This window comes from Actinosynnema pretiosum (assembly GCF_002354875.1).
Lineage (GTDB): Bacteria > Actinomycetota > Actinomycetes > Mycobacteriales > Pseudonocardiaceae > Actinosynnema > Actinosynnema auranticum.
On the sequence record NZ_CP023445.1, the window covers coordinates 5,947,105 to 5,970,598 of the forward strand.

Annotated in this window: 30 protein-coding genes and 1 pseudogene; 6 read left to right on the forward strand and 25 right to left on the reverse strand. The window is 72.2% G+C overall.

The features are described 5' to 3' along the window. Positions 1–16 precede the first annotated feature (16 nt). From CNX65_RS25135 to CNX65_RS25195, 14 genes are all read right to left on the reverse strand, one after another. Positions 17–457: a hypothetical protein gene (locus CNX65_RS25135; protein WP_096495977.1), complete on the reverse strand. Its 441-nt coding sequence runs from the start codon at positions 455–457 to the stop codon at positions 17–19. Between the two features lie 316 nt (positions 458–773). Continuing rightward, complete coding sequence (locus CNX65_RS35720) at positions 774–1,028, reverse strand: HNH endonuclease family protein (RefSeq protein WP_157767849.1); 255 nt, start codon at positions 1,026–1,028, stop codon at positions 774–776. Between the two features lie 153 nt (positions 1,029–1,181). After that, positions 1,182–1,922, reverse strand: a complete 741-nt coding sequence (locus CNX65_RS25140; protein WP_096495978.1) for a DNA-methyltransferase — start codon at positions 1,920–1,922, stop codon at positions 1,182–1,184. Between the two features lie 198 nt (positions 1,923–2,120). Next, the gene (locus tag CNX65_RS25145) at positions 2,121–2,381 is read right to left on the reverse strand and encodes a hypothetical protein (RefSeq protein ID WP_096495979.1); all 261 of its coding nucleotides are present in this window, start codon (positions 2,379–2,381) and stop codon (positions 2,121–2,123) included. Continuing rightward, positions 2,378–3,019, reverse strand: coding sequence for a hypothetical protein (locus CNX65_RS25150; RefSeq protein ID WP_157767850.1), 642 nt, complete (start codon positions 3,017–3,019; stop codon positions 2,378–2,380). The genes CNX65_RS25145 and CNX65_RS25150 overlap by 4 nt, the downstream gene beginning before the upstream one ends. Before the next feature lie 147 nt (positions 3,020–3,166). Further along, positions 3,167–3,502 carry a hypothetical protein gene (locus CNX65_RS25155; RefSeq protein ID WP_096495981.1) on the reverse strand — a complete coding sequence of 112 codons (336 nt, stop codon included), beginning with the start codon at positions 3,500–3,502 and terminating at the stop codon, positions 3,167–3,169. A 96-nt stretch (positions 3,503–3,598) separates the two neighbouring features. Beyond that, positions 3,599–4,576 (reverse strand): hypothetical protein, encoded by a 978-nt coding sequence (locus CNX65_RS25160; RefSeq protein WP_096495982.1) that lies wholly within the window; start codon positions 4,574–4,576, stop codon positions 3,599–3,601. After that, positions 4,576–5,946 (reverse strand): replicative DNA helicase, encoded by a 1,371-nt coding sequence (locus CNX65_RS25165; protein WP_096495983.1) that lies wholly within the window; start codon positions 5,944–5,946, stop codon positions 4,576–4,578. The genes CNX65_RS25160 and CNX65_RS25165 overlap by 1 nt, the downstream gene beginning before the upstream one ends. Continuing rightward, entirely contained in the window at positions 5,943–7,118 is a 1,176-nt protein-coding gene (locus CNX65_RS25170) for a hypothetical protein (RefSeq protein WP_096495984.1), read from the reverse strand. The genes CNX65_RS25165 and CNX65_RS25170 overlap by 4 nt, the downstream gene beginning before the upstream one ends. After that, positions 7,119–7,466 (reverse strand): hypothetical protein, encoded by a 348-nt coding sequence (locus CNX65_RS25175; protein WP_096495985.1) that lies wholly within the window; start codon positions 7,464–7,466, stop codon positions 7,119–7,121. After that, positions 7,463–7,924, reverse strand: coding sequence for a hypothetical protein (locus tag CNX65_RS25180; RefSeq protein ID WP_157767851.1), 462 nt, complete (start codon positions 7,922–7,924; stop codon positions 7,463–7,465). Before CNX65_RS25180 ends, CNX65_RS25175 begins: the two co-directional genes overlap by 4 nt. A gap of 96 nt (positions 7,925–8,020) precedes the next feature. Beyond that, complete coding sequence (locus CNX65_RS36425) at positions 8,021–8,551, reverse strand: HNH endonuclease (protein ID WP_177154343.1); 531 nt, start codon at positions 8,549–8,551, stop codon at positions 8,021–8,023. Positions 8,552–8,630: 79 nt separating this feature from the next. After that, complete coding sequence (locus CNX65_RS25190) at positions 8,631–8,858, reverse strand: helix-turn-helix domain-containing protein (protein WP_096497990.1); 228 nt, start codon at positions 8,856–8,858, stop codon at positions 8,631–8,633. Then, a complete protein-coding gene (locus tag CNX65_RS25195) occupies positions 8,858–9,106 on the reverse strand; it encodes a helix-turn-helix domain-containing protein (RefSeq protein ID WP_096495987.1) in 249 nt (82 codons plus the stop codon). Before CNX65_RS25195 ends, CNX65_RS25190 begins: the two co-directional genes overlap by 1 nt. A 207-nt stretch (positions 9,107–9,313) precedes the next feature. Here CNX65_RS25195 and CNX65_RS25200 point away from each other — a divergent pair, with 207 nt between their 5' ends. The 3 genes from CNX65_RS25200 to CNX65_RS25210 all read left to right on the forward strand — a co-directional run bounded on the left by CNX65_RS25200 (position 9,314) and on the right by CNX65_RS25210 (position 12,438). Then, positions 9,314–9,859 carry a hypothetical protein gene (locus tag CNX65_RS25200; RefSeq protein WP_157767852.1) on the forward strand — a complete coding sequence of 182 codons (546 nt, stop codon included), beginning with the start codon at positions 9,314–9,316 and terminating at the stop codon, positions 9,857–9,859. A gap of 786 nt (positions 9,860–10,645) precedes the next feature. Continuing rightward, entirely contained in the window at positions 10,646–11,539 is an 894-nt protein-coding gene (locus CNX65_RS37395; RefSeq protein ID WP_256373274.1) for a tyrosine-type recombinase/integrase, read from the forward strand. Between the two features lie 146 nt (positions 11,540–11,685). After that, positions 11,686–12,438 (forward strand): endo-1,4-beta-xylanase, encoded by a 753-nt coding sequence (locus tag CNX65_RS25210; protein WP_232520001.1) that lies wholly within the window; start codon positions 11,686–11,688, stop codon positions 12,436–12,438. A 3-nt stretch (positions 12,439–12,441) separates the two neighbouring features. Here the strand turns inward: CNX65_RS25210 and CNX65_RS25215 are convergent, their stop codons facing one another. The 3 genes from CNX65_RS25215 to CNX65_RS25225 form a co-directional block, all read right to left on the reverse strand. Next, positions 12,442–12,984, reverse strand: coding sequence for a hypothetical protein (locus CNX65_RS25215; RefSeq protein ID WP_157767853.1), 543 nt, complete (start codon positions 12,982–12,984; stop codon positions 12,442–12,444). A gap of 72 nt (positions 12,985–13,056) precedes the next feature. After that, positions 13,057–13,860: a glycoside hydrolase family 16 protein gene (locus tag CNX65_RS25220; RefSeq protein WP_096495991.1), complete on the reverse strand. Its 804-nt coding sequence runs from the start codon at positions 13,858–13,860 to the stop codon at positions 13,057–13,059. Between the two features lie 169 nt (positions 13,861–14,029). Next, positions 14,030–14,896, reverse strand: a complete 867-nt coding sequence (locus CNX65_RS25225) for a LysR family transcriptional regulator ArgP (protein ID WP_096495992.1) — start codon at positions 14,894–14,896, stop codon at positions 14,030–14,032. Between the two features lie 245 nt (positions 14,897–15,141). Here CNX65_RS25225 and CNX65_RS25230 point away from each other — a divergent pair, with 245 nt between their 5' ends. The 3 genes from CNX65_RS25230 to CNX65_RS36430 all read left to right on the forward strand — a co-directional run bounded on the left by CNX65_RS25230 (position 15,142) and on the right by CNX65_RS36430 (position 18,168). After that, entirely contained in the window at positions 15,142–15,729 is a 588-nt protein-coding gene (locus tag CNX65_RS25230; RefSeq protein ID WP_096497991.1) for a LysE/ArgO family amino acid transporter, read from the forward strand. Between the two features lie 105 nt (positions 15,730–15,834). Beyond that, positions 15,835–16,467, forward strand: a complete 633-nt coding sequence (locus CNX65_RS25235) for a dihydrofolate reductase family protein (RefSeq protein ID WP_096495993.1) — start codon at positions 15,835–15,837, stop codon at positions 16,465–16,467. A gap of 957 nt (positions 16,468–17,424) precedes the next feature. Beyond that, positions 17,425–18,168, forward strand: coding sequence for a hypothetical protein (locus CNX65_RS36430; RefSeq protein WP_198320555.1), 744 nt, complete (start codon positions 17,425–17,427; stop codon positions 18,166–18,168). A 46-nt stretch (positions 18,169–18,214) separates the two neighbouring features. Here the strand turns inward: CNX65_RS36430 and CNX65_RS25245 are convergent, their stop codons facing one another. From CNX65_RS25245 to CNX65_RS25280, 8 genes and pseudogenes are all read right to left on the reverse strand, one after another. Next, entirely contained in the window at positions 18,215–18,964 is a 750-nt protein-coding gene (locus CNX65_RS25245) for an IclR family transcriptional regulator domain-containing protein (RefSeq protein ID WP_096495994.1), read from the reverse strand. After that, complete coding sequence (locus CNX65_RS25250; protein ID WP_041838330.1) at positions 18,957–19,295, reverse strand: carboxymuconolactone decarboxylase family protein; 339 nt, start codon at positions 19,293–19,295, stop codon at positions 18,957–18,959. The genes CNX65_RS25245 and CNX65_RS25250 overlap by 8 nt, the downstream gene beginning before the upstream one ends. A gap of 137 nt (positions 19,296–19,432) precedes the next feature. Continuing rightward, the gene (locus CNX65_RS25255; RefSeq protein ID WP_096495995.1) at positions 19,433–20,215 is read right to left on the reverse strand and encodes an alpha/beta fold hydrolase; all 783 of its coding nucleotides are present in this window, start codon (positions 20,213–20,215) and stop codon (positions 19,433–19,435) included. Further along, positions 20,190–20,759, reverse strand: coding sequence for a protocatechuate 3,4-dioxygenase subunit alpha (gene pcaG / locus CNX65_RS25260; protein WP_198320647.1), 570 nt, complete (start codon positions 20,757–20,759; stop codon positions 20,190–20,192). The genes CNX65_RS25255 and pcaG overlap by 26 nt, the downstream gene beginning before the upstream one ends. After that, positions 20,717–21,034: pseudogene (locus CNX65_RS38405) on the reverse strand (hypothetical protein); the annotation flags it as partial. The gene pcaG and the pseudogene CNX65_RS38405, both read right to left, overlap by 43 nt. A 14-nt stretch (positions 21,035–21,048) precedes the next feature. Then, complete coding sequence (pcaH, locus tag CNX65_RS25270) at positions 21,049–21,765, reverse strand: protocatechuate 3,4-dioxygenase subunit beta (protein WP_096495996.1); 717 nt, start codon at positions 21,763–21,765, stop codon at positions 21,049–21,051. Between the two features lie 63 nt (positions 21,766–21,828). Next, complete coding sequence (locus CNX65_RS25275; RefSeq protein WP_096497994.1) at positions 21,829–22,560, reverse strand: CoA-transferase subunit beta; 732 nt, start codon at positions 22,558–22,560, stop codon at positions 21,829–21,831. 20 nt (positions 22,561–22,580) lie between these two features. Then, on the reverse strand, positions 22,581–23,378 hold the full coding sequence (locus tag CNX65_RS25280; protein ID WP_096495997.1) for a CoA transferase subunit A: 798 nt from the start codon (positions 23,376–23,378) through the stop codon (positions 22,581–22,583). Positions 23,379–23,494: the final 116 nt, after the last annotated feature.

Consider the following 23,494-nt stretch of genomic DNA (forward strand, 5'->3'; position numbering starts at 1 on the left):
ACCCGACCGTCGAGACTTAGGCGCCTGCGCTGCGCCGCCGAGCCCGTTCCAGCGGTGACACCGTCCCGCCAACGGCGACCGTCCCGGACGGCTGGTATGCGCCTCGTGCCCCTCGGAGCTGAGGACGCTTCCCGGTCTTGGTGTCCGGCAGGCGCAACGTGACGAGCAGTTGCTTGAGCACGTTCTGCTGTTGCCGGGCCTCGGACAGCGCACCGTCAACGACCAGGTGGAACGTGGTGTCGTCCTCACGGTCTTCCCGCACGTGCACCATGCGCGCGCCCGCGCCGGATAGCTGGCGGTCCAGCTCGTCGAGCCGGTCGACGATCCGGCACGCCTCCCGGACCAGGATGGTCTGCGCCGGATCGAACGCGGTCAGCTCGTGCAGGTCGCGCCACAGCGCGGCACCCGCCTGGTCCAGCCCGGCGGGCGGCTGCGGGGTGTCCACGTCGTCGGCCATCGGCCACCACCTCGGATTTTTTCAGCCTCGCGGACAGCGAGGGACCTTCCACGCGGCGGCGGCGGGAAACCGGCCAGGGGGGGCACCCCCCAGGGGTACATTTCCGCAGGTCAGAGGCTTGCCCTTGTCTCGGGTGCGATACTGTTTCCGCAGGTCACAGGGCTGCGGCTCGGGTGTGCGGGACCGGCCAGGCACAGTGGCAATCGGCGCGGGGCGTGCCGGGTGACGTCGCGGGCGTTAGCCTCGATGCGGATCATCGGTGATCGCATGGCCTCGACGGCGGCCAGCGTGGCGGCCCTGGACTTCGGCCAACCGATCATGCGCGCGTTCCCTTCCGGCTGTTGCAGCTGCGGCACAGCACTCGCAGCTCAGCCGACGGCCGACCGCTCAGTGCCACCGGCACGACGTCATCGGCGACCAGGTCCGTGCTGCGGTGGCCCGGTCGTTGCCAGCCGGGGCACCAGTCGCCGAGCGCGGCGCGGTGCTCGGCGACGACGTCGGCCCGGCGTCGCCGTTCGCGCCAGGTCCGGGCCAGCTTGGTCGGGACGGTACTGCGCTGCTGGCGCTCCACCTCAACGGCGCACCCCGCGCACCGCCCCCGGTAGACCGCCAACTCTGCGCAGCCGGGGGTGGTGCAAGTGCGAGGCAAGGACACCGCTGCCTCCCGCATTCCCGGAAGGGCGAGGGTCAGAGCGCGGGGGGACGCGCTCCGACCCTCGCCGGGTCAGGTGGTCTGATGAGCATCGGCCTCGGCCAGGCGCTCGCTGGCGATCCGGTGGTACTGAGGGGAAAGCTCGACACCGACGAACCGCCGTCCGGACTGGAGCGCGGCCACGCCCGTCGACCCCGCGCCTGCGAACGGGTCGAGCACCGTGCCTGCGTCGGGCACGATCCGCACCAGCTCGTCGAGCAGCCCGGTCACGGGCTTCTGCGTGATGTGGCGGCGCTGGCGGCCTCTGGGCTGTGACGCGCTGAAGATGCCTGGCAGGTAGAGATCCCTGTCGGTGGCGTACTTGCCATTGCTGCCCCACAGGATGTACTCGGCGGCGGAACGGAAGCCGCCGCGCTTCGGGCGGCTGATGGGCTTGTGCCACACCAGGGTTCCCTGCCACAACCACCCGGCGGCCTGAAGCGCGTCGGAGGTGGCCGGGAGCTGGCGCCAGTCGGTGAACACGAGCGCGTGTCCGCCCGGTGCGGTGGCGCGCAGGCAGTGTGAGAGGACCAGGGACAGCCACGCCACGTATCCGCGCTGATCGCGCTGGTCGCCGGTGAAGTCGGGGAACGTGGCAGCTGTGACCGAGTCGCTGCTGACGTACTTCTCCACGGCCGTCTGCTGGCGCCGTTCGGTGCTGCTGCGCCCGCCCGAGTTGTACGGCGGGTCCGCGATCACCGCCTCCACCGAGCCCGGTGCGAGGGTTGGCAGCACGGCGAGCGCGTCGCCGCAGTGCAGTTCGTAGTTACGCATTGTCATCTCCCCAGGGGATGTGGTCGGCTACCGGCCGTTCCCCGCGCCCCTGGGGAGGTGGACGCAGCGGGGAACGCAGAGGCCCGACACCGGATCGGTGTCGGGCCTCTGGGTTGCGGTAGCGGTGTGAAGTTGGGCCGGTCACCCGATTTTGGGTATAGATCGGCGTCGAAACTGTCTCACGTGGAGTGATCAGCGTCAAGCGATTGTGCGGTGTTGGCCGCGGAGCCTGCGAGTGCGCAGGTAGGCGACTACCTCGGCCACGTTGTAGCCGGGGCCGGGGCTGACCGGCACGCCCGGCCTGGATTTCCAGCCGCGCAGTGTGGACGCGGTCACCCGCAACCGGTCCTCGCCGGTGCGGTCGGCCTCGGCGCGTAGCAGCCGCAGAACCTCCTCGGCGGAGACCCGGCCGGTGGGGAGGCGGTCGGCGGCGGTGATACGGATCTGCACCAGGCTCACGGTCGGGGGCACCCCTCTCTGCTCTGGGCAAGGTCGATCAGCTCAAACGCGGTGTACACCCGGTGGCACACCAAACAACGCGCCCCGATGGGAGTCACCAGGCCACTACGCGCGTCCTCCCGTTCGCACACCACGATGCCACCGTCGCACACCGCGCGTCCGTCGACGGCTGCGGCCAGGTCGTCACGGGGGGCGGTGCAGGTGGCGACCACCGGGGGCGGGGCCTCACCGGTGGCGGCGGCCAGCTGACGACGCAGCTGGTGCAGCTCGGCGGCGAAGTCGGGCACCCACGGCTGCGTGCAGATCCACCCGAGCGCGGCCAGCAGGGTGCTCACCGCCTCCCGCACCGTGCGCGGCGCGGGAATGAGCGCGCGCAGGCTCGGCGGGGTACGCAACTCGTAGACCTGGCGCGCCCACCCGCCGAGCACCGCAGGGGCGGACAGCAGCGGGTGCTCGTCGTCGTCGGGACCGGTGCGCGAACGGCCGACGCCGGTGGCGGCGCTGCGCGGGTCGAGCATCACGAGCACCGCGTCATCCGCCGGGGATGCCGAGCCGAAACCGGAGCTGGTGGCGACGAGCTGCGGGCGAACGCTGCGGACCGGGGTGAGGTGGGCGAGGTGGAACTCGATCCACCTCAACCCAGTGTGCAACCGCTCGCGGCAGCGGTCGCACACCAGCGAATCGCCGGGAGTCGGTTCCGACGAGTCGCACCCCGCGATGGTGCACCAGATCATCGGACACCCCCTGGATCGCGCGCGGCGAGCAGCCGGGCCGGGCTCGACGGGTCACGCACCGGTAGCGCCCTGCACGTGGTGGCGGGTGAGCACGGCCGCGGTCGCCCGGTGGGCGGCGCCGAGCAACGCGTCGACTACCGCGCGGCGGGCGGCGGCCTCGGCGGTGGCGACCAGGTCGCCGAGGGGCGCGCTCACCTGCACGTCGTCGGCGGCCTGCATCAGGGCGTCGGCGACCTCGGTCAGCAGCAGGGGCGCGGCGGCGGCGAGCGCGGCGCGGGCCTCGGCGTGCCAGTCGTCGGGCAGGCTGCCGGGGATCTCCCAGACTGCGGCGAGCGCGGTGGCCACGGCCAGCACGGCGGGGTCGGTAGTCGGGTCGGTGGTGGTCATCGGGTGCACCTCGGGGGTAGGGCGCGCGGTGCGCGCGCGGTGGTCGGGTCGGGGGTGGAGGGACGTGGGCAGGCCGCGTCCCTCCACCGGGGGCGGCTAGTGAGTGCCGCCGCGTAGCGCGTCGCGGACCTGGCGGGCCGCATCGGTGCCGCACCCCAGCGCCGCGCGCAAGCGCGTCGCCGAGGGGTCGGCGGGTAGTTGCCCGGCATCGATCAGCAGCCGGGCGCGCTCTACCAGTAGGGCGGTCCTGGACTCGGCGGCCCGGTCCCGCGCCGGGACGGCGGCGGGGTCGTCTTGCCTGTACACGGGCCTAGTCGGTAGGGAGTCGGGGCCTACCGGTAGCCCGTGGTCCAGCTCGGCGAACGCGGTCCAGATCGGCGGCAGGACGGCCACCGCGCCGACCGCCACCAGCGGGCCGACCGCGTGGGCGAGCAGCTGCATGGGGTCGAACTCCTGCGGCGACAGCACCACCGGCAGGTACGGCCACACGTTGAGCGTGAGCGTCGCCGTGAGCGCGCTGTACTCCACGATGGTCAGGTGCCGGTGGTGGAGCACACGTCCGCGCGCGGCTAGGAACGCCTTGGCACCGACAACCACCAGCAGCAGCAGGGAGATCACCGGCTCTACCGCCCACGCGCCCCACCACGCGACGGAGTACACGGGCACGCTGCGGGTGAGCGTGGCGTGCGTACCGGTGGTGGACCAGGCCAGCGCGCCGAGCAGCGCGGCCACCGCCACGACGGTGAGCACCAGGCGCACGCGGGAGGCCAGCAGCGCCAGCGCCGCGGGGTTCTGCGCGAGGGCGTGCAGGCGACCGGCCTCGGCGGCGCGCTTGCGGGCGCGGCGCACGCGCTCGGTGTCCACCAGCAGCGGTGCCGGGTCGTCCTGGAGATCGACCAGGGCGTGTGCCTCGGCGACCTCGGCGCGCAGTTCCTGCACGCGCCGGGTGTCCGGGAGTGCCAGCACGGCGGCGGGCTCGGCCGGTGCGTGCGCGGCGAGGTGGTGCTCGACGGCCGCCACGGTGCGCGTGACGTCCTCGTCGCTGGGCTCTGGACTGGGGGCCGGGGTGATCATCACGCACCGCCAGTGGGCCGCACAGCGGCAAGGCGAGCCTGCTGCTGCGGGCTGCCGATCGTGGCATAGTGCGCCCGCCAGTCCAGCTCGACCAGCGCCGCCCGGCCGATCCTGTTCTTCACGAGGTCGAACAGGACTGTCCAACCGGGCTCCCCCTTGAGGTCGCCCTCCTCGATGACGGGGCGGGAATGCAGGATCACCACGTCCGCGTCGGCCTCGATGCCGCCGGACTCGCGCAGGTCTGCCGCAACCGGCCGCCTGTTGTTGCGCACCGACTCGCGGTTGAGCTGCGCTGCGATGATCACCGCGACGCCCAGTTCGCGGGAAAGCTGCTTGAGCTGACGGCTGATCGCCGCGACCTCCTCCTCACGGCGGGCCCCGCGGTGCTCACTGCCGACGAGCTGGAGGTAGTCGATCACCACCACGTCAAGCCCTTTGCGGCGCTTCTCGTTGCGGCACACAGCCTTGATATAGCTCACGGTCAGGTTCGGGCGGTCCACCACCGAGAGCGGGTAGTGCCGCGCCCGGTCGACGTAGGAGTTCACCTGCGACCACGCGCCCTGGTCCAAGCGGCGGCGGGTGATGTGCGACTGCTCGACCAGGGCCCCGCTGGAAACCATCCGGTCGGTCACCTCACCCGCGCCCATCTCCGCGCTGAACACGACCGCCGGATGTCCCAGTTCGGCGGCCCGGTGCGCCATCTGGTGCGCACTGATGGACTTGCCATCGCCGGGACGTGCGCCGATCACGTACACCCGCCCCGCCCGAAGTCCACCGTTCAACACGTCGTTGAGGGCGATCCACGGCGTCGGGATCACCAGCGCGGCGGACGGGTTGCGCTGCTCCTCGACGAACTTGTCGAGCAGGTCGCCGTAGCGCTGCACGTCGGTGGTCTCCTCGGCGTCGCTGTCCAGCGCGGCGAGCCGGTCGTACGCAGCGCCGAGCGCCTGCGCGGGGTCCTCGGCGGCGACGGCCTCGGCCTTGATCGCGTCGCACACCGCGACCAGCTCCCGCAGCCGTCCACAGCGGACCACGGCGGCCACGTGGTGCGGGTACTCGGCGGCGGGCGGGGTGTAACCGGCGTAGCGGGACAGCAGCCGCTCGGCGCGCGCCACGCTGTTCGGCGAGGTATCGACGTCGCGCAGGTGCCCGAGCAGGGTCCGGGCGCTGATCGGCTGCTCGTCGTCGCGCAGCGCACGCGCCGCGGCCCACACCGCGCCGAACATCGGGTCCGCGAACCATCGCGGGTCGACGGCGGACAGCGCCTCATCCCGCAGCGTCCGCATCGTCACGGGCTGGAGAAGGCCGATCAGGTACAGCTCGGCGTCAAACGCGCCGAGCGGGTCACTCAGGGTGTCGGGGTAGGTCATGACGCAGCCCTCGTGATGACTCGATTGATGATCAGCTGGTGGTGGTCGTTGATCCACTGGCGTGCGTGGTCGATGGCCCACGCCTCGGCGGCCTCACGGCCGGTGACGTCGAGTGGCAGATCGGGGCGCGTGTAGTGCAGCCCGGTGCGCTCGACGATCGGCCGGGTGCGGCCTGCCGCGTACTCCCCGCGCAGCCACTCGGTGACGGCGTCGCGGTCACCGGCGACGGCGGGCAGCGCGCGCGGGGCGTGACCGGACCGGTCGAATTCGCGGGCCTTGATCAGCCACGTGGTGAACGCGGCGTTCCACTGCTTCGCGGTGCGGCCGTTGGTCTCGGCGTGCAGCCGAAATAGCTCCGCCTGGTGGGCCAGGTCGAGGCCCAGTTGCGCGGCCCGGTCGCGGTGCGCGTCGGTGGGTGCCCAGTCGGCGGGCAGGCGGGTAGCCCGCGCGGACGCGCCGTCCTTGCCGCCCTTGCGCTTCGTCGGTCCGCCGGTCGCGGCGGCTGCGCCGGAGGCGCGGGGAACAAGGGTTGAGGGTTGGGGTACTTCACTACTTACTAGACACTCCACAACCCCGTGGGAAGCCGATGCGCTACCGAATGCGCTACCGGATACCGCACCCGATAGGCTATCCACCTGCGAAAACGGCTGCCCCGACGTGGAGCGTCCCGGAGCGGGACCAACCGGTGCGGACAGCGGCGGAACCGGGGTGCCGACCGGCCGTGCCGGTGCCGCGTCGGGTGCCCCACCCGATAGGGCATCGGATAGGGCATCGGTGGACAGCCCCAGTGCGGCGAACTCGCCGAGCAGAGCCCGCACGAGCACCGGGGAGACGATCTCTCCCGCTGCCCGCATGATCACCGGACGCCTTTTCGAGTTCCCCCAACCGTTGTCGTGCCGCACGAACGAGCGGACTAGCGCCTCCTCGGTGTCCCAGTCCACCAACACGAACCGACCACGCTCCAACCCCTCCAGCGCTGTACGCACGCTGGCGGCCGTGGTGTCCGTGGCATAGCTCGCCCAGCGGCCCACCGTGAGCGCCAACGTCCCCACGGCGGTGATGTCCGGTTGCGTGACGAGCAGGAAGTAGAGCCGCTGTTCGCTGGCATTCAGCGCGCGGAAGTCGGCGTCGCGCCAGATTGCCGTGACGATGTTCGCGTACGAGCGCGCCACCTACCTCACCCCCGCCCGTCGGGGCATGACGGCTGCGGCCGTCCATGCGGCGGCGCGTTGCTCGGCGTGCCGCAGCTGCGCGGCGCCGAGCGCTTGCAGGCGCTCCGCGAGGTCGGCGCACTGGGACTCGAACTCCTGCGGGTCGGTAACCTCCCGCCGCTGCCAGGCTTCCAGCAGCTCGCCGAGCGCGGCGTAGGTGGCGCCCAGCTCCGCTAGAGGCCCGTCGTCGGGGCCTGCGGTCGCGCTCATGCGGTGCGCCGCGTCGAGGGCCTGGCCGATCTCCACCTCGGACCGGCGGGGTTCCTGCCCGCCCACCGGTCCGGGCGTGACCCTGTTGTAGTGGGTCATCGGTTGCCGTCATCTCCCGTCGTGACGTCGTACACGGTGCCCCCGGAGCGCTGGGCGTCGAGGTGGGCCGCGAGGTCGGCGACCACGTCGCCCATGCCGGTCACCGCCACGGACCCGGCGTGCGCGCAGTAGCGCGCCGCCGCGTCGAACAGATCGGGGTGGTGCACGTCGGCCTCCACCCGGACCGCCGCGCCGCGCGGGGGGAGCGGCGGCATCGGCCGCAGCGCCAGGCTGGACAGCCGCACCTCGTAGACCTGCGCCACCCGGCCGCTGAACGGGTCGGAGTCGGTGTAGGCGTTGACCAGCGCGGCCACCGCCCGGTAAACCCCCGCCTCATAGTCCAAAATGGACATTGCATCGTGCCGGGGCATCCGGTAACCGGCCCGGTTGAGCACGTCGACCAGCTCCCGCACCAAGGACGGCGGCACGTTCACCAACAGCTCGGTCCGATCAGTCATCACCGAGCACCACCCCGAACACCAGCGCGAGAACCAGCAACGCGGCCAACGCCACCAGCAGCACCACCCCGAACACCACCACTTCCCGCAGCCGCGTCACGCGGTCACCTCCCGCGGCACCGGCGTGACCACCCGGACACCGCGACGGCGGTCGACGATGGCGACCATGCCCAGGCGCGCCAGCTCGTCAACGACGCGCGCCAGCTGCGCGCCCCGGTAGGTGCGCTGCCCGCTCGGGTGGCACCGGACGGACACCAGAACGGGAACCAGCTCGACGGCGAGCGGCGGCGTGACCGCCTGCCCGTTGTGCAGCTGGTGCACGAGCACCCCGCCCGCGCAAGAGTTACAGCGCAGGCACATCGGCCTGATGTTGCTGCGGTGGTAGGTGCCGCCCAGCACGCCGGGCACGACCCGGTCCACGCTCAGGGTGTCCACAGTCAGCACGGTGCGGCACTCGAAGCACAGCACACGCCCGTCGTCGCCGTACTTGGCGACCAGCCAGGCACGGCGCGCGCGGCGGTCGGCCGCGCTGCCGCGGCGGTTGCGGTTGGTGGTGCCCCGGTGGGTGGGGGGTGGTGCGGTGTTGGTGTCGGGTGTTGGGCGGGCGTTAGCCTGCACAGTGGACACGCGGACTCCTCTGATTCTGGTGTGTTCACTGGACCCGCCCCGGATGGCCCCGGGGCGGGTCCCCTTGCAAGCGACGGGCCTAGGCGGCGCGGTTACGGCGCCGGGACTGCTGGGGAGATCGGGGCTGCTGGGTGTTGGCCGCGAGGTACTGCTCGACGTCCTCCCGGCGGTAGCGGACGGCGGCGCCGACCTTGACCCAGGCAGGCCCTCGCCTACGAGCGCGCCAGTACTTGAGGGTTTCGAGGGGGGTGCGCAGGTAGGCGGACACCTCGGCGGCCGTCGCCAGCGGCGGTAGGGCGTGCGCCATCACGCGGCGGCCCGCCCAACCCCGTGATGCCGCGGCACGACCTCGAACAGGTCGTCGAACGTAGCTGGCAGGACTGCGAGCAGGGAGCCGATGACCCCGCCGCCGGGCTCCTGCTCGTCGCGCATCACGTCGTAGAGAGACGTGCGCGAAATTTCCGTGAGTCGGAGCAGCGTGGCCTGCTTCTCGATGCCCGCGCTGGCCATCGCAGCTGCGAGCGCCGCAGGCCGGATGCGGATCGTGTGCCGCACAGGACCTCCTTTGTAACGTCAAGCGAACATGTAACGCCGAACGAACCGACAGGGCGGACAGTAGCCCTCTTGTTCGCTCAACGCAACATGTTCGTTCGGCACAACAAACCAGCCCCGTTAGTCCATACGGGCTGTATCTGCACAGGTAGGGGTCGGCAACCTCTGAATGTTCCGCCGATCACGTTTACTGGCCGTAGCATGTTCGCTATGCAGAACGAACGGGATGAAAGCCCCTCGTCGCCGGGCTGGTGGCCCTTCGTCAAACACCACCTCGACTCCCTCGGGTGGTCAGGGCCGGACTTCGAGAAGGCGACAGGGATCGCACGGGGACGACTCGGCGCCTGGCGCGAGGGGGCGCTACCCAACGTGGAGACCGCACGCGCCGTGGCGGAAGGCTTTGGGCTGAACGTCGCGACCGTCTTCGTGGCGGCAGGGTTCGCCACCGCCGCCGAGCTGGGCGCACCGGTGACCGTCGTTGAGGGACTGGACCTGAGGTCCGTGCCCACGTCGTCACTGCGCGGAGAGCTGCGGCGACGCGAGGATCGGGCGGCGTCGGCACAGGAGCGCGCGCTCGCACTACTGGAGGAGGGAGACCTCGCAGGGGCACGCCGGGAGCTGCGTAGCGCTCAGACGCCCCCGAGCGATACGGATATCGCTGCCGCTCCGGACCGGTACTCGGTAGGGTCGGTGGCGGGGGAAGACCAGGGGGGAGCACCTTGGGGCACGGAGGGTGACGTTAAGCCATCCGAGTGACCTTGCGGGGTGCTCGGTTGCCCCCTACCTGGCTACAGAAAGTAAATTAGAACATCTGTGCGATTACCGGCCAGTAGGTAGCCGTAATTCCACGTCAGACCGCAAAATTACGGGGTGCACGCAGACCCCACTACAGCCCTTGCGCTTGCCCACGCCGCCGCCAACCTGCTCGGCAGCGTGACCCTCCGTGTTGCACCCTGGCCCGTCAACCGGGTTGTCGTCGATCACGACACCCTCACCGTCTGGGTGAGCGAAGCGCTTGCGCCGAACCAGGTAGAGCGGGCACTTGCGCTTGGCGTGGAACTCCTGCGCGAAGGCCGCCCATCTGCCAGCGCCTCCGTAAGCACAGCCCATTAAAACAGTCGCACAACCCTTATGTTTCATTAAAATTGCACGCTAAAATGCGCTGTTCCGCAAAATCCGAAAGGCTTAGATTTGACGATCCATGACCTTTGGCTATCGTCAACCAAACAGGACAAGAACGGTAAGCGCGCCCGCACTGCTCGGTACGGAAGAGGAAAACGTTGGCGCGTCAGCTGGCAAGACCCAATTACGCTAAGAACCAAAACGGAGGCATTCGCAAGGTATGAAGATGCAAAGGATTACAATGCGACTGTAAACGCAGACATTTCCCGAGGAACATACATTGACCCCCAAGCCGGGAGGGTCAAGTTTTCCGAGTATGTCGAATCTTGGCGAGCTATCCAGTTGCACCAGCCCGGCACTGTCGTAAATGTTGAGATCGCAATGCGCCTACACGTCTACCCCCACCTCGGTCACATACCAATGAACCAAATTGTTTCCAAAAACATTCGAGCGTGGGTAAAGAGCAGGGAATCGGTTCTGGCCCCAACCAGCATCCACACAATCTACAGCTACCTTAAATCTATTTTTAACACTGCCGTTTCGGATAGAGTCATCAGCGTTAGCCCTTGCACAAGGATCAGACTTCCTGAAATTGAACGAAATAAATACTGGATTCCTTCACCTCGGCAGGTCGCCGAGCTACATAAGGCAATGAATGAACGTTACCGGGCCGCCGTTTACATCGCAGCCGGATGCGGTCTTCGCCTTTGTGAAATATTTGGCTTGGAGCGCGACGACATCGATTTTGAGCGACGCGAGATCCACGTAAGGCAACAGATTAAGCGAGTACGCGGAGAGGTTTACGTCGGCCCACCTAAGACAAAAACATCAAAACGTACCGTAGAACTCCCCAGGGTAGTCGAAAGGGTCCTCATTGAGCATCTTGAAAATTTCCCTTCAACTCCGGTAAAAATGCGGGAAAACAACGGAAAAAACAAAAGGGTGAGGAGTTTTGACCTGGTTTTCACGAGCGCGCGAGGTCAAGCAGTAACGGGAGGCCATTGGGGAGGCCCTTGGAGGGCGGCACGCGCATCCGTTGCAGGTGTACCAGACAACTTCGGAATACATGGCCTTAGACATTACTTTGCAACACTGCTCATCCACTGCGGCGCATCTGTGAAAACTGTCCAAGCGGCACTAGGGCACGCATCACCTATAACCACACTGAACGTGTATGCACATGAATGGCCCGAAGCGGTCGACCGGACTCGCAATCTAGTCGACAGCGCACTCGGCGAAGACTTTGAGCTTGATCAGCCCATCGCCGATAATGCTCAGCCTGGCGAGTTGACAGCAGACGTTCAGGTCGCCTAGAGGGCTCCCCCACCCGCAGGACCCCCGGTACAGATCCGGTATAGATCGTCGCCACCACACGCCACCCGTCACCAACCCTAACCACCATCATTTTGGCTGGTCAAAGACCTTGTCGAGAGTATTCATGCAGGCCACGCCTGTGCAGGATGCTCTACAACGACTACAACATCGACGGGATCGGCGCGAAGAGCGACGCGGTCTACGAGATGGTGAAGTCCTTCCTGGAGGAGGGCGTGCCGATCCACGGCGTCGGCCTGCAGGCGCACCTGATCGTCGGGCAGGTGCCGTCGACCGTGCGGCAGAACATCCAGCGGTTCGCCGACCTCGGGCTGGAGGTCGCGATCACCGAGCTGGACGTGCGGATGGACACCCCGGCGGACGCGGCGAAGCTCGCCGCGCAGGCCGCGGACTACTCGGCGGTGGTGTCGGCGTGCGTGGCGGTGGACGGCTGCGCGGGCGTGACGACGTGGGGGTTGTCGGACAAGTACTCGTGGATCCCGTCGGTGTTCCCCGGTCAGGGCGCGGCGCTGCCGTTCGACGAGTCGTTCCGGCCGAAGCCCGCCTACGACGCGGTGGCCGCCGCGTTCGGCGGGGGTTCGCAGGCCGCGTGCTCGGCGGTGTACCGGGTGGTCGGGCAGTGGGGCGGCGGGTTCCAGGGCGAGGTCGTGGTGACCGCGGGGGCCGCGGCGCTCACGGGGTGGGCGGTGACGTGGCCGCTCGGGAGCGGGCAGGCGGTGACGGCGGCGTGGAACGCGTCCGTGAGCACGGCGGGCGGGGTGGTGACGGCGCGGAACGCGTCGTACAACGGGTCGGTCGGGGCGGGGCGCAGCACGTCGTTCGGGTTCCTGGCGAGCGGACCGCACGCCGCCGCGCCGTCGGTGAGCTGCGCGGCGGGCTGATCCTCACCCGGCCGGGCGGTCGAGCAGGACCGCGACGCCGGTGATCTCGCGGAGCAGGTCGTCGCCGGGGGCGCCTTCGAGGGGCTCGGCCTCGGCGACGATCACCGTGGACGCGTTCAGCGCCGACGTGTAGTGCAGCGCGGAGAAGGCGACGTCCCGGATGCCCGCGGCGGCGCCGGGCAGCGGGGTGATGTCGCCGGTGCCGTGGACGTCCTCCACGCGCCGGAACTCGCGCGCGTCCCGGCGCTGCCCGAACTCGACCCAGGACACCGCGACGGCGGCCGAGGTCCCCCTGCCGTCGGAGACGACCAGCAGGGTGCGGGTGATCGAGCGGCACTCCCGGTCGGCGGCGACCTGGCGGACCTCGCCGAACATGACGGCCGCGCAGTCCCGGCCGGTCTGCGGGGCGGCTGCGGCGCTCTGGCGCAGCCCGAGGTCGGCCCACGGGTCGGCGGGCTCGGAGGAGGAGGCCATGCCGGCGCCGACCACGACGACGGTCGCGAGCGCGCCCGCGGTCAGCAGTCCGCCGCCCGTCGCCATCGCCACCACCCCCTCCCCCACCAGCTTGCCCTGCCGGGCGCGGGGTGAAACCGGGAGGCGGGTGGTGGGACGGTCGGATCAGGCGCGCGTGCGGCCCACGTAGACGTTCCTGGCCCGGTAGAGGGTCTCCGCCGCGGGGCCCGGCGAGCCGGAGGAGCCCTCCATCTGGAGGTTGACGATCAACCAGAGCGGCTGGTTGACGAAGCCCGCGCCCCGGTGCTGGCCGACCCACCTGTCGTCGACGTAGTAGTGGATGTCGACGTCGGTGGCGTTGATCTTCGCGATCCACGCCCGGTACGCGTGCCAGCCACCGGGGTTGGCCACCGCGGTGAGGGTGTTCGACCAGCCGCCCGAGGCGTTGCGGTAGGTGTTGGACCAGTTCCGGTTGTCCCCCTTGAACTCCAGGATGTCGCTCTCCGGCGGCCAGGAGTTGACGCCGGTCAGCCAGAAGGCGGGCCACGTGCCGCGCGCCGAGGGCGCCTGGAACTCGCCCTTCACCTCCCAGGTGGGGAACTGGTCGTTGACGACGACGTGCTGCTTGGCGTGCAGCGCGCCCGAGTGGTAGCGGATCGGCAGGTGCGGGTCGGCCGAGCTGGTCCCCTCGTCCCAGGTGATGCGGGTCGCGCGGATGCCCAGGACGCCGCCGCCCTCCAGGAACACGTGGTTGTGGTCGGACGCGGAGGCGTACACGCGCGCCGAGCCGTTGTGGTCCGACCCCCAGGGGTAGCGGTAGTTCCAGGCCGATTCGAGGGTCGCGTAGCTCGCGAACGAGCCGCTGATCACGTTCTCCCACGCGGCGCCGCGCGCGGGGGACGCGCCCGCGCCGAGCCCGGCCGCCCCCAGGGTGGCGCCCGCCAGGAGGGTCCTTCTGCTCACGGTCATGGCTCTGCCCTTCGCTGCGGATCGTCGTTGATCGCGGTGGCGGCGGGAAAGCGCTTGCCAGGCGAACTCTAGGAACCGGCGGTGGGCTCGTCAACGGGCTCGCTCGAACGGTTCGGCGGTCAGGGGGCCGCCGTCGGAGGGGTGGGGACCGTCGTCGGCGCTCCGCCCGTCAGGGGTGCAGCTCGGTGGCCGCCGCGCGCAGGACCGCGTCCGCCACGCGCGCGATCTGCGGCGAGTCGAGCCGCCACTGCTGCCAGTGCAGCGGCACGTCCACCGGCCGCTCCGGCGCGAGGCGCGTGAGCCCGGTGGTGAGCGCGATCTGCGCCTCGGTCAGCAGCGCCCACGCCGCGCCGGACGTGACCGCGTCCACGAAGATCGGCCCGTCCGGCAGGTGGTGCCGCCGGACCGACGCCGGGCGCCCGGTGAGGTCGCGGCAGAACGCGTCCTGCAGGTCGTCCTTGTCGTCGAACACCGCGACCGGCGCGTCGGCCAGCCGCCCCGCGCCGCCGGGCAGCCAGCGCGCGGCGAACTCCGGCGTGGCCACCGCGTGGTACCGCATCCGCCCGAGCGGCCGGACCGCGCAGCCCTGCACGGGCGTCGGCGAGGAGGTCACGGCGGCCACCACCTGCCCCCGGCGCAGCAGCTCGGCGGTGTGGTCCTGGTCCTCGCGGTGCAGCGCCAGCCGCACGTCCCCGGCCAGCTCCCGCACCACGAGCCGGAACCAGGTGGACAGCGAGTCCGCGTTGACCGCGACCGGGACGGCCGACTCGGTGGTGGCCAGCTCCAGCTCGGCCCCGGTGTCCTCGGCGAGCCGCGCGAGCTGGCGGCCGTACCGGGCGATGGCGGCCCCCGACTCGGTCGCCACGACCGGTCGCGAGCGCACCAGCAGCACCCGACCGGCGCGCTGCTCCAGCTGCCGGATGCGCTGGCTGACGGCGGACGGGGTGATGTGCAGGGCCTTCGCGGCGGCGTCGAAGGTGCCCTCGTCCAGCACGGTCAGCAGGGTGCGCACGCAGTCCTGGGGGAGTTCCACCACGGGGGGCGAGGCTACCTGGGGCGGGTTGTGGTCACCGGGGTGGCGGGATGGCGGCGCCGGGGGCGCGGGCACTCCCTGGCGGGAACCGGGTCCCCGACCTCGGCGCTGGAGATCGGGCCCGCGCGGATCGCGCGCCCACCCGGCCCGAGGTGGCGCCGAGTCCCGACAGAGGTGCTAATGGTGCGTAAAAATCTTTAGCTGGGCTTACTGCGCACTGGTCCTTACGGTTGAGCGCCGTGGAGCTGATGTACGCCATGGCCGCGGGCCTGGGCACCGGGTTGTCGTTGATCGTCGTGATCGGGTCGCAGAACGCGCTCGTGCTGCGCCAGGGCGTCCTGCGCGACCGCGTCCCGCTGGTCGTCGCGATCTGCGCGGTCTCCGACGTGCTGCTCATCGCGCTCGGCGTCGGCGGTCTCGGCGGGCTGTTCACCTCGTGGCCGCCGCTGCTGGAGGTCGTGCGCTGGTTCGGCGCGGCGTTCCTGCTCGCCTACGGGGCGCTCGCGCTGCGCCGCGCGCTGCGGCCGGGCGGCGGGCTGACGGCGGCCCCGGTGGCGGCCTCGGCGCTGGTCGCCACGTGCCTGGCCCTGACCTGGCTCAACCCGCACGTGTACCTGGACACCGTGCTGCTGCTCGGCACCGCCTCGACCGCGTGGGGCGATTTGCGGTGGTGGTTCGGGGTCGGGGCGATGGTCGCGAGCGTGCTGTGGTTCTGCGTGCTGGGGTTCGGCGCGGGGCGGCTGGCCGGGGTGTTCGCGCGGCCGTCGGCGTGGCGGGTGCTGGACGGGGTGGTGGCGGTCGTGGTGACGGCGGCCGGGATTTCCCTGATCTGGTGACCTCCCCTGATCCGGTGACGACCGCACGGCCCGTTTTTGTCGGGGGTCCCTGATAGACGTTCGGTGTCGGGACGAGCACGTCCCGCTACCGGGCGGAGAGTCGAGATGCGCGAGCTGGTGGTCACCACCTTCCAGTCGCTGGACGGCGTCGTGCAGGGCCCCGGCGGACCGGACGAGGACCGGTCGGGCGGGTTCGAGCGCGGCGGGTGGCTGGTGCCGTTCTACGAGGACGGGCTGGGCGAGCTGATGGCCGGGATCGTGCGGCGGGCGGGGGCGCTGCTGCTCGGGCGGCGGACGTACGACATCTTCGCCACGAGCTGGCCCCTGACGCCGGAGGACGACCCGATCGGCGAGCGGTTCAACGCCATCCCCAAGCACGTGGTGTCGAGCACGCCGCTGACGCCGGAGTGGCGGGGCGCGAGCCTGCTCGGCGGGGAGCTGGCGACGGCGGTCGCGGCGCTGAAGGCCGACGGCGGTGGGGAGGGCGGGGAGCTTCAGGTGCACGGGAGCGGGACGCTCGTGCGGGCGCTGCTGGAGCACGGGCTGGTGGACGAGCTGAACGTGATCACGTTCCCGGTGGTGGTGGGGGCGGGCAGGCGGCTGTTCGGGGAGGCGCCGGTGACCTTCGAGCTGCGCTCGCTGGACCGGACGGCGGGCGGGGCGGTGGTGGCGAACTACGCGAACGGGGCGACCGGGTTGGCGCAGGGGGCGCTGGGGCCGGAGACGGGGAACTGGTGAGGCGGGGTGGCTGAGCGGGGGTGGCCGGACGGGGGGCCGGACGAGTAGCCGGACGGGGGTAGCCGGACCAGTGGCCGAGCGGGGCCGCTGTGCAGGGGGCCGGACCGGACAGCTGAGCGGGGGCGGTTAACCGGGGCGGGTGCCTGGGGGGTGGCCGAGCGGGGCGGCCGGGCACGGGCAATTGAGTGGGGGTAGCCGATCAAGAGCGACTGAGCGCGGGTGGCCAATCAGGAGCGACTGAGCGGGGCGCTGATCGGGGCTGGCTGAGCCGGGGGGACACGAACGGGTGAGGTGCAAGCGTTTGCGCCGAGTGGGGCAGCGGCAGAACGGCTGAACAGCGCCGTTCTGGCGTAACGAGCGGTCGCGCGCGCTCGACTTCCGGGCGTAGCGACCGCACGGCCACCCGGAGAGCACGTGACCGACTCATCCGCCACACCCACCCCGGCGCAGCCGTCACCGGCCCCGCCACCCGCGCCGGAACCGGGGTTAGCGCCGACCACGCAGGCGCCTGGGTCGGCGCTGCCCACGCACGCGCCGGGAGCGGAACCGCCCGCACAGGCGACGGGTTCAGCGACACCCGCGCAGGCGGCGGGACCGGCAACACCCGCGCAAGCGGCAGGAGAAGCGCTCCCCGCACAGGCACCAGGGGCAGCGGCGCCCGTGCACGCGCCGGGAGAAGCAGCGGCCGTGCACGCGGCGGAAGAAGCAGCGGCCGTGCACGCGCCGGGAGACACGACGGCCGCGCACGTGTCGGGTGCAGCGCTGCCCGTGCACGCGCCGGAGGAAGTAGCGGCCGTGCACGCGGCCGGAGGGACAGCGGCTGCGCACGCGCCGGGAGAAGCGGCACCCGTGCACGCGCCGGAAGAAGCAGCAGCCGTGCACGCGCCGGGAGACACGACGGCCGCGCACGTGTCGGGTGCAGCGCTGCCCGTGCACACGGCGGAAGAAGCAGCGGCCGTGCACGCGGCGGAAGAGACGGCGGCTCCGCACGCGCCGGGTGCAGCGCTGCCCGCGTCGGTGCCGCCGCAGGCTCCGCCCGCCGCCGTGCTGCCGGAGCTGGTGCCGCTCCCCGCGTCATCTGGCGCATCGGCGGGCACCGCGGCGGGCGGGCCGGCGGACAGCGGCGGGGCGGGGCGGGCTCAGGGGCAGTTGGGCGCGCGTCCGTTCGGGCTGCTCGTCGGCGGCATCGTACTGGTCGGCGGACTGGTGGTGACCGGGGCGCTGCTCTTCGGCGGCTCGGGTTCCGGGCCGCGATCCGGTGACGCCACCGGCACCGGCACCGGCATCGGCACCGGCACCGGCACCGCCGCCAGCACCGCCGCCGGCGGCGAGGGCACGACCGCAGGCAGTGCCGGGCGGGCCGTCCCGAAGACCGGGCCGTTCACCCTGCGGGGCACCATGACCCTGCTGGGTGGTGGTTCCGACTTCGCCGCCGTCGGGGACTGCGAGGGCACCAGGGGTTACGACGACATCTCCGAGGGCACCCAGGTCAGCGTCTACGACGCCTCCGGCACGATCGTGGCCATCAGCGAGCTGACGAACTCGAACTACCTCCCCGGCGGGCTGTGCCGGTTCACCTTCGCCGTCCCCGACGTCCCCGACGGTGAGCGGATCTACCAGGTCGAGGTCTCGCACCGGGGGAAGATCTCCTACACCGAGGCGGACGCCAGGGCAGGCGAGGTCAACCTCACCCTGGGGTGACGCCGGGCCGAGGGAGCGGCCCCGCGCTCGGGTGGCCGCCCCGCGCTCACTGCCTCAGGTCCTCCTCGATCAGCTTCGCCGCCGCCTGGAGCGGCGCCAGGAGGTCGTCGCGGACGGACAGCGCGTTGCCCCGGCTGGTGTGGGCGGAGACGTTCACCGCCGCCACCACCCCGCGCGGGCCGCGCACCGGGACCGCGAGCGAGCGCAGGCCGTCCTCCAGCTCCTGGTCCACCAGCGCCCAGCCCTGCCCGCGCACCACGTCCAGCTCCTGCCGCAACCGCCGGGCGTCGACGACCGTGCGCGACGTCAACCGCTCCAGCCGCGCCTTCGCCAGGTACTCGTCCAGCCACGCCCGGTCCTGCGCGGCGAGCAGCACGCGGCCCATCGCGGTCGCGTGCGCGGGGAAGCGGGTGCCCACGCTGATCGTCACGGACATGATCCGCTTCGTCGGCACCCGCGCCACGTACACCACCCGGTCGCCGTCGAGCACCGACATGGAGCACGACTCGCGGACCTGCGCGGCCAGCTTCTCCAGGTGCGGCTGGGCGAGCGCGGGCAGGGACAGGCTGGACAGGTAGGCGTGCCCGAGCTGGAGCACCTGCGGGCGCAGCGCGAACAGCCTGCCGTCCGAGCGCACGTACCCGAGCGCGACCAGCGTGTGCAGGAACCGCCGCGCCGCCGCCCTGGTCAACCCGGTGATCCGGGCGACCTGGCTGAGCGTCAGCTCCGGGTGGTCGGCGTCGAACGCCCGGATCACCAGCAGCCCCCTGGCCAGCGACTGGACGAAGTCAGCCATCGGCGAGCACCCGCCGCGCCACCTCGAACGCCCGGTTCGCGGCGGGCAGCCCGGCGTACGCGCCGACCTGGAGCAGCACCTCCGCGATCTCCTCGCGCGTGACGCCGTTGCGCAGCGCCCCCGCGACGTGCAGCGCCAGCTCCCGCTCGTGCCCGAGCGCGGCGAGCACGGACAGCGCCACGCACGACCGGGTCCGCCGGTCGAGCCCCGGCCGGGTCCACACCGCGCCCCAGGCGGTCTCGGTGGCGTAGCGCTGGAAGTCCGCGCCGAACGGGTCGAGGGCGGCCCGGTCGACGTGCTCGTCACCGAGCACCGCCCGCCGCACCGCCATGCCCGCCTCGTACCGGTCGGCGCCGACCGGGACCCCACCGACGGGGACCCCACCGCGCGGCGCCGGACCGGGACCACCAGCGACGCCCGGCGCCGCGGCCCCGGCGGGGCCCACCCCGGCCGCGGCTCCCTCCCCGCTCACGGTCCCACCAGGTGCGGCACGAGCACCCCGGCGACCTCGTCCGGCGACTCCACCACGGCCAGGTGCGCGCCCGGCACCACGTGGAACCGGGCGCCGGGGATCAGGTCGGCGATCGCCCTCCCGTGCTCGGGCGGGGTTCCCGTGTCGCCGTCGCCCGCGACCACCAGCGTGGGCGCGGTGATCGTCGGGAGCAGGGGGCGCAGGTCCAGCCTGGCCAGCGCGCCGCAGGCCGCCGCGTACGACAGCGGGTCCACTTCGGACAGTCCCGCCAGCAGCCGCTCGCCCCGCGCGCCGAACGCCGGGGTGAACCACCGGGCCGCCGTGCCCTCGGCGGTCGCGCCGACGCCGCGCGCCAGCACCAGGTCGGCCCGCACCAGCCACGGCTCGGGGTCGCCGAAGGCCGCCGTGGTGCAGCACAGCGCCAGCCGCGCCACCCGGTCCGGGGCGTGCGCGGCCAGCCACATGCCGACCATGCCGCCCAGCGACACCCCGGCGTGGCGGAACTCCCGCACCCCCAGCGAGTCCAGCAGCGCGAGCACGCCGCGCCCGAGGTCGCCGACGTCGCGGAACGCGCGCGGCGCGCTGCCGCCGTGACCGGGGTGGTCGACGCGGATCACCCGGAAGTGCCGCTCCAGCACCGGCAGCAGCGGCTCCCACAGGGCCGTGGTGGTGCCGAGCGAGCTGCCCAGCACCAGGACCGGGGCGTCGCGCGGGCCACTGTCCTCGTGGTGCGGCAGCGGTCCGGCGGCCCGGTCAGAGGTCGAAGAAGACGGTTTCACGTTCCCCCTGCAGGTGGATGTCGAAGCGGTACCCGCCGGGCTGGGCCACCGCGACGAGCGTGGCGCGCGCGGCCGGGTCGGGGATCGACGCCAGCACCGGGTCCTCGGCGTTGGCGGGTTCGTCGGGGAAGTAGATCCGGGTCACCAGCCGCACCAGCAGGCCGCGGCAGAACACCGAGACGTCCAGGTGCGGGGCCTGCGCGCGCCCGTCGCCGAACGGCAGCGGGCCGGGTTTCACGGTCAGCAGCCGGAACTCCCCCGACGGGGCCGTGCCGCTGCGCGCGAACCCCCGGAAGCCGGGGCGCCGCACCGGACCGCGCGGGTCGTCGGGGTGGTCGAACCGGCCGTCCGGGTCGGCCTGCCAGGTCTCCACGACCGCGTCGGCGACCGGCTCGCCAGCCCCGTCGCGCACGGTCCCGGTGATCCAGAACGCGCCCGGCGCGCCCTCGGCGACGGCGTGGGGCCCGTCCGCCCACGGCAGGGCGACGGCGTGGAACGGGCCGACGGTCTGCGCGGGCGTGGTCTGCAAGCGACCGGTCCGCAGGCGGTCGGTCTGCGAGCGGCCGGTCTGCGAGCGGCCCGCCTCCGAGCCGCCAGCCTGCGAGCGGCCAGCCTCTGAGCCGCTGGTCTGCGCGCGTCCGGTCTGCGCGCGGCCAGCCTGCGAGCCGCCGGCCTGCGAGCCGCCGGCCTGCGAGCCGCCGGCCTGCGCGCGGCCAGTCTCCGAGCCGCCGGCCTGCGAGCGCTCGACCTCCGGACGGCCGCCCCCTGGGCCACCGCCCCCTGGGCCACCGTCCCCCAGGCCACCGTCCCCCGAGCCACCGCCCTCCACGCGCTCAGTCATCGTCGTCCCCCAGCGGCGTGGGGTTCTCGCCGCGCAGCACCACGTCCCACCGGTAGCCCAGCGAGCGCTCGGGAACCGTGCTGCCCAGGTCGAACGCGGCCACCAGCGCGGCGCGCGCCGCCTCGTCGCGCACCGAGTTGAACACCGGGTCCAGCGGCAGCAGCGGGTCGCCGGGGAAGTACACCTGGGTGATCAGCCGCTGGGTGAACGCCCGCCCGAACAGCGAGAAGTGGATGTGCGCGGGCCGCCAGGCGTTGTCGTGGTTGCGCCACGGGTACGCGCCCGGCCGGACGGTGGTGAACGAGTACGCGCCAACCGGGTCGGTGACGCACCGCCCGACCCCGGTGAAGTTCGGGTCGAGCGGCGCGGGGTGCCGGTCGGCGTCGTGCCGGTAGCGGCCGGACGCGTTGGCCTGCCACACCTCCACCAGCGCGCCCGCCACCGGCCGCCCGTCCCCGTCGAGCACCCGCCCGGACACCGTGATCCGCTGCCCCAGCGGCTCGCCCGCGTGCCCGGCGGTGAGGTCGTGGTCGAACTCCCCCACCCGGTCCGCGCCGAGCAGCGGCCCGGTGACCTCGGTGAGCCGCTGCGGCAGGAGCGCGAGCGGTCTGCGCGGGGCGCGCAGGGCGTTCGAGCGGTACGCGGGGAAGTCCACGGGCGGCTGGGACTCCGGGTCCCGCCGGTACGCGGGGATCGTCGTGCTCGGCAACGCGGCCCCTCTCGGTCGACTCGACGTCTCGGCTCCGCCCGTGCGCCTGGGCGGCAGGCCCGCTCACCCGCCCTTGCGCGCGACCAGCTCCCGCAGCACCGCCAGCTCCTCCCCGCTCGGCGGCGCGCTCTCCTCCAGGTCGTCGGCCACCCGCAGCTCCCACCCGGTCCGCTCGCGCGCGGTCGCCACGTCCACCCCGGGGTGCAGGGCCGTCAGCACCAGCTCGCACGTCCGCGGGTCCGGCCGCAGCACCCCGAGGTCGGTGATCACCACCTGCGGCCCGGCCCCGGTGAGCCCGAGCCGCTCCCGCTCGCCCGGCCCCGACCCGTGCCCGAACGAGGTGACGAAGTCGACCCGCTCCACGAACACCCGCGGGCTCTGCCGCACCACCACCACGACCTCCCCGCACGACGCCGCGATCTCCGGAGCCCCGCCCGCCCCCGGCAGCCGCACCGACGGCGAGGCGTAGTCCCCCACCGCCGTGGTGTTGATGTTCGCGAACCGGTCGACCTGCGCGGCCCCGAGGAACCCGACGTCGATCCGGCCGGGCTGCAACCAGTAGTTGAACACCTCCGGCACCCCGATCACGCTCACCGCGGTCTCGGCGAGCACCCCGTCGCCGATGGACAGCGGCAGCACGTCCGGTTTCGCGCCGATCGTGCCGGACTCGTACACCAGCACCAGGTCGGGCGCGTGGGTGCGCCGCGCCAGGTTGGCCGCGGTGCTGGGCAGCCCGATGCCGACGAAGCACACCGCGCCGTCGCGCAGCGCCCGCGCGGCGGCGACCGTCATCATCTCGTCCGAGGTGTGCCCGCTCACCGCAGTCCTCCCAACCAGCGGGAGAACTCCTCGCGGCTGCGGCTGATCGCGTCCCACTCGGAGTACGCCGCGTTGTCGCGGGTGGAGTAGCCGTGCGCGTACGACGGGTGCGCCCCGCCCGGCACGACGGCGACCCGGTCGACCACCCAGTGCGGCAGCACGACCGCGCCGGGCACCGGCTCCAGCTCGTCCACGACCTCCTCCACGGTCACCAGCGACCGCTCCGCGGCGAGCACCGCCTCCTTCTGCACGCCGGTGATCCCCCAGTACTGCACGTTGCCCTCCCGGTCGGCGCGCTGGGCGTGCACGACCGCGCTGTCGAGCCGCAGCGCGGACACCGCCGCGAGCACCTCGCCGGTGAACGGGCAGGTCACGGTCCGGATGCTGTCCGTGCGCCCCACCAGGTCCGTGCCCGCGTACCCGCGCAGCACCGCGAACGGCAGCCCGGACGCGGCGGCGGCGTACCGGTTGGCCATGCCCGCGTGGCTGTGCTCCTCCAGCTCCAGCGGCGCGGGCCAGCCGTGCTCGACGGCGTCGCGGAACCGGTGCAGCGAGCCCACTCCGGGGTTGCCGCCCCAGGAGAACACGAGCTTGCGCGCGCAGCCCGCGCCGATCATCCGGTCGTAGATCACGTCGGGGGTCATCCGCACCAGGGTGAGGTCGCGGCGGCCCTGCCTGATGGCCTCGTTGCCCGCCTCGAACGGGATCAGGTGCGTGAACCCCTCGAAAGCTGTGGTGTCCCCGTCGCGCACCACCTCCTCGACGCCGTCGGCGAGGGACGTGAGAACGGCCATCCGACCTCCTGTGCGCTGTGCGAACACGGGTGCGGCACCCGAACGAGCCTATGACCGGGCGGGCCGGGGCCGACAGGTCCGCGTGGAGCAGCGCCCGGTAACGGACGGCCGGTTCG

Excerpts from the sequence above, each read along its gene's own strand:
- CNX65_RS25135 (WP_096495977.1), bottom strand. The coding sequence starts at position 457 with ATGGCCGACGACGTGGACACCCCGCAGCCGCCCGCCGGGCTGGACCAG.
- CNX65_RS25140 (WP_096495978.1), bottom strand. The coding sequence starts at position 1,922 with ATGCGTAACTACGAACTGCACTGCGGCGACGCGCTCGCCGTGCTGCCA.
- CNX65_RS25155 (WP_096495981.1), bottom strand. The coding sequence starts at position 3,502 with ATGACCACCACCGACCCGACTACCGACCCCGCCGTGCTGGCCGTGGCC.
- CNX65_RS25160 (WP_096495982.1), bottom strand. The coding sequence starts at position 4,576 with ATGATCACCCCGGCCCCCAGTCCAGAGCCCAGCGACGAGGACGTCACG.
- CNX65_RS25165 (WP_096495983.1), bottom strand. The coding sequence starts at position 5,946 with ATGACCTACCCCGACACCCTGAGTGACCCGCTCGGCGCGTTTGACGCC.
- CNX65_RS25175 (WP_096495985.1), bottom strand. The coding sequence starts at position 7,466 with ATGACCCACTACAACAGGGTCACGCCCGGACCGGTGGGCGGGCAGGAA.
- CNX65_RS25180 (WP_157767851.1), bottom strand. The coding sequence starts at position 7,924 with ATGACTGATCGGACCGAGCTGTTGGTGAACGTGCCGCCGTCCTTGGTG.
- CNX65_RS25190 (WP_096497990.1), bottom strand. The coding sequence starts at position 8,858 with ATGGCGCACGCCCTACCGCCGCTGGCGACGGCCGCCGAGGTGTCCGCC.
- CNX65_RS25200 (WP_157767852.1), top strand. The coding sequence starts at position 9,314 with ATGCAGAACGAACGGGATGAAAGCCCCTCGTCGCCGGGCTGGTGGCCC.
- CNX65_RS37395 (WP_256373274.1), top strand. The coding sequence starts at position 10,646 with ATGAACCAAATTGTTTCCAAAAACATTCGAGCGTGGGTAAAGAGCAGG.
- CNX65_RS25210 (WP_232520001.1), top strand. The coding sequence starts at position 11,686 with ATGCTCTACAACGACTACAACATCGACGGGATCGGCGCGAAGAGCGAC.
- CNX65_RS25220 (WP_096495991.1), bottom strand. The coding sequence starts at position 13,860 with ATGACCGTGAGCAGAAGGACCCTCCTGGCGGGCGCCACCCTGGGGGCG.
- CNX65_RS25230 (WP_096497991.1), top strand. The coding sequence starts at position 15,142 with ATGTACGCCATGGCCGCGGGCCTGGGCACCGGGTTGTCGTTGATCGTC.
- CNX65_RS25235 (WP_096495993.1), top strand. The coding sequence starts at position 15,835 with ATGCGCGAGCTGGTGGTCACCACCTTCCAGTCGCTGGACGGCGTCGTG.
- CNX65_RS25245 (WP_096495994.1), bottom strand. The coding sequence starts at position 18,964 with ATGGCTGACTTCGTCCAGTCGCTGGCCAGGGGGCTGCTGGTGATCCGG.
- CNX65_RS25250 (WP_041838330.1), bottom strand. The coding sequence starts at position 19,295 with ATGGCGGTGCGGCGGGCGGTGCTCGGTGACGAGCACGTCGACCGGGCC.
- CNX65_RS25275 (WP_096497994.1), bottom strand. The coding sequence starts at position 22,560 with ATGATGACGGTCGCCGCCGCGCGGGCGCTGCGCGACGGCGCGGTGTGC.
- CNX65_RS25280 (WP_096495997.1), bottom strand. The coding sequence starts at position 23,378 with ATGGCCGTTCTCACGTCCCTCGCCGACGGCGTCGAGGAGGTGGTGCGC.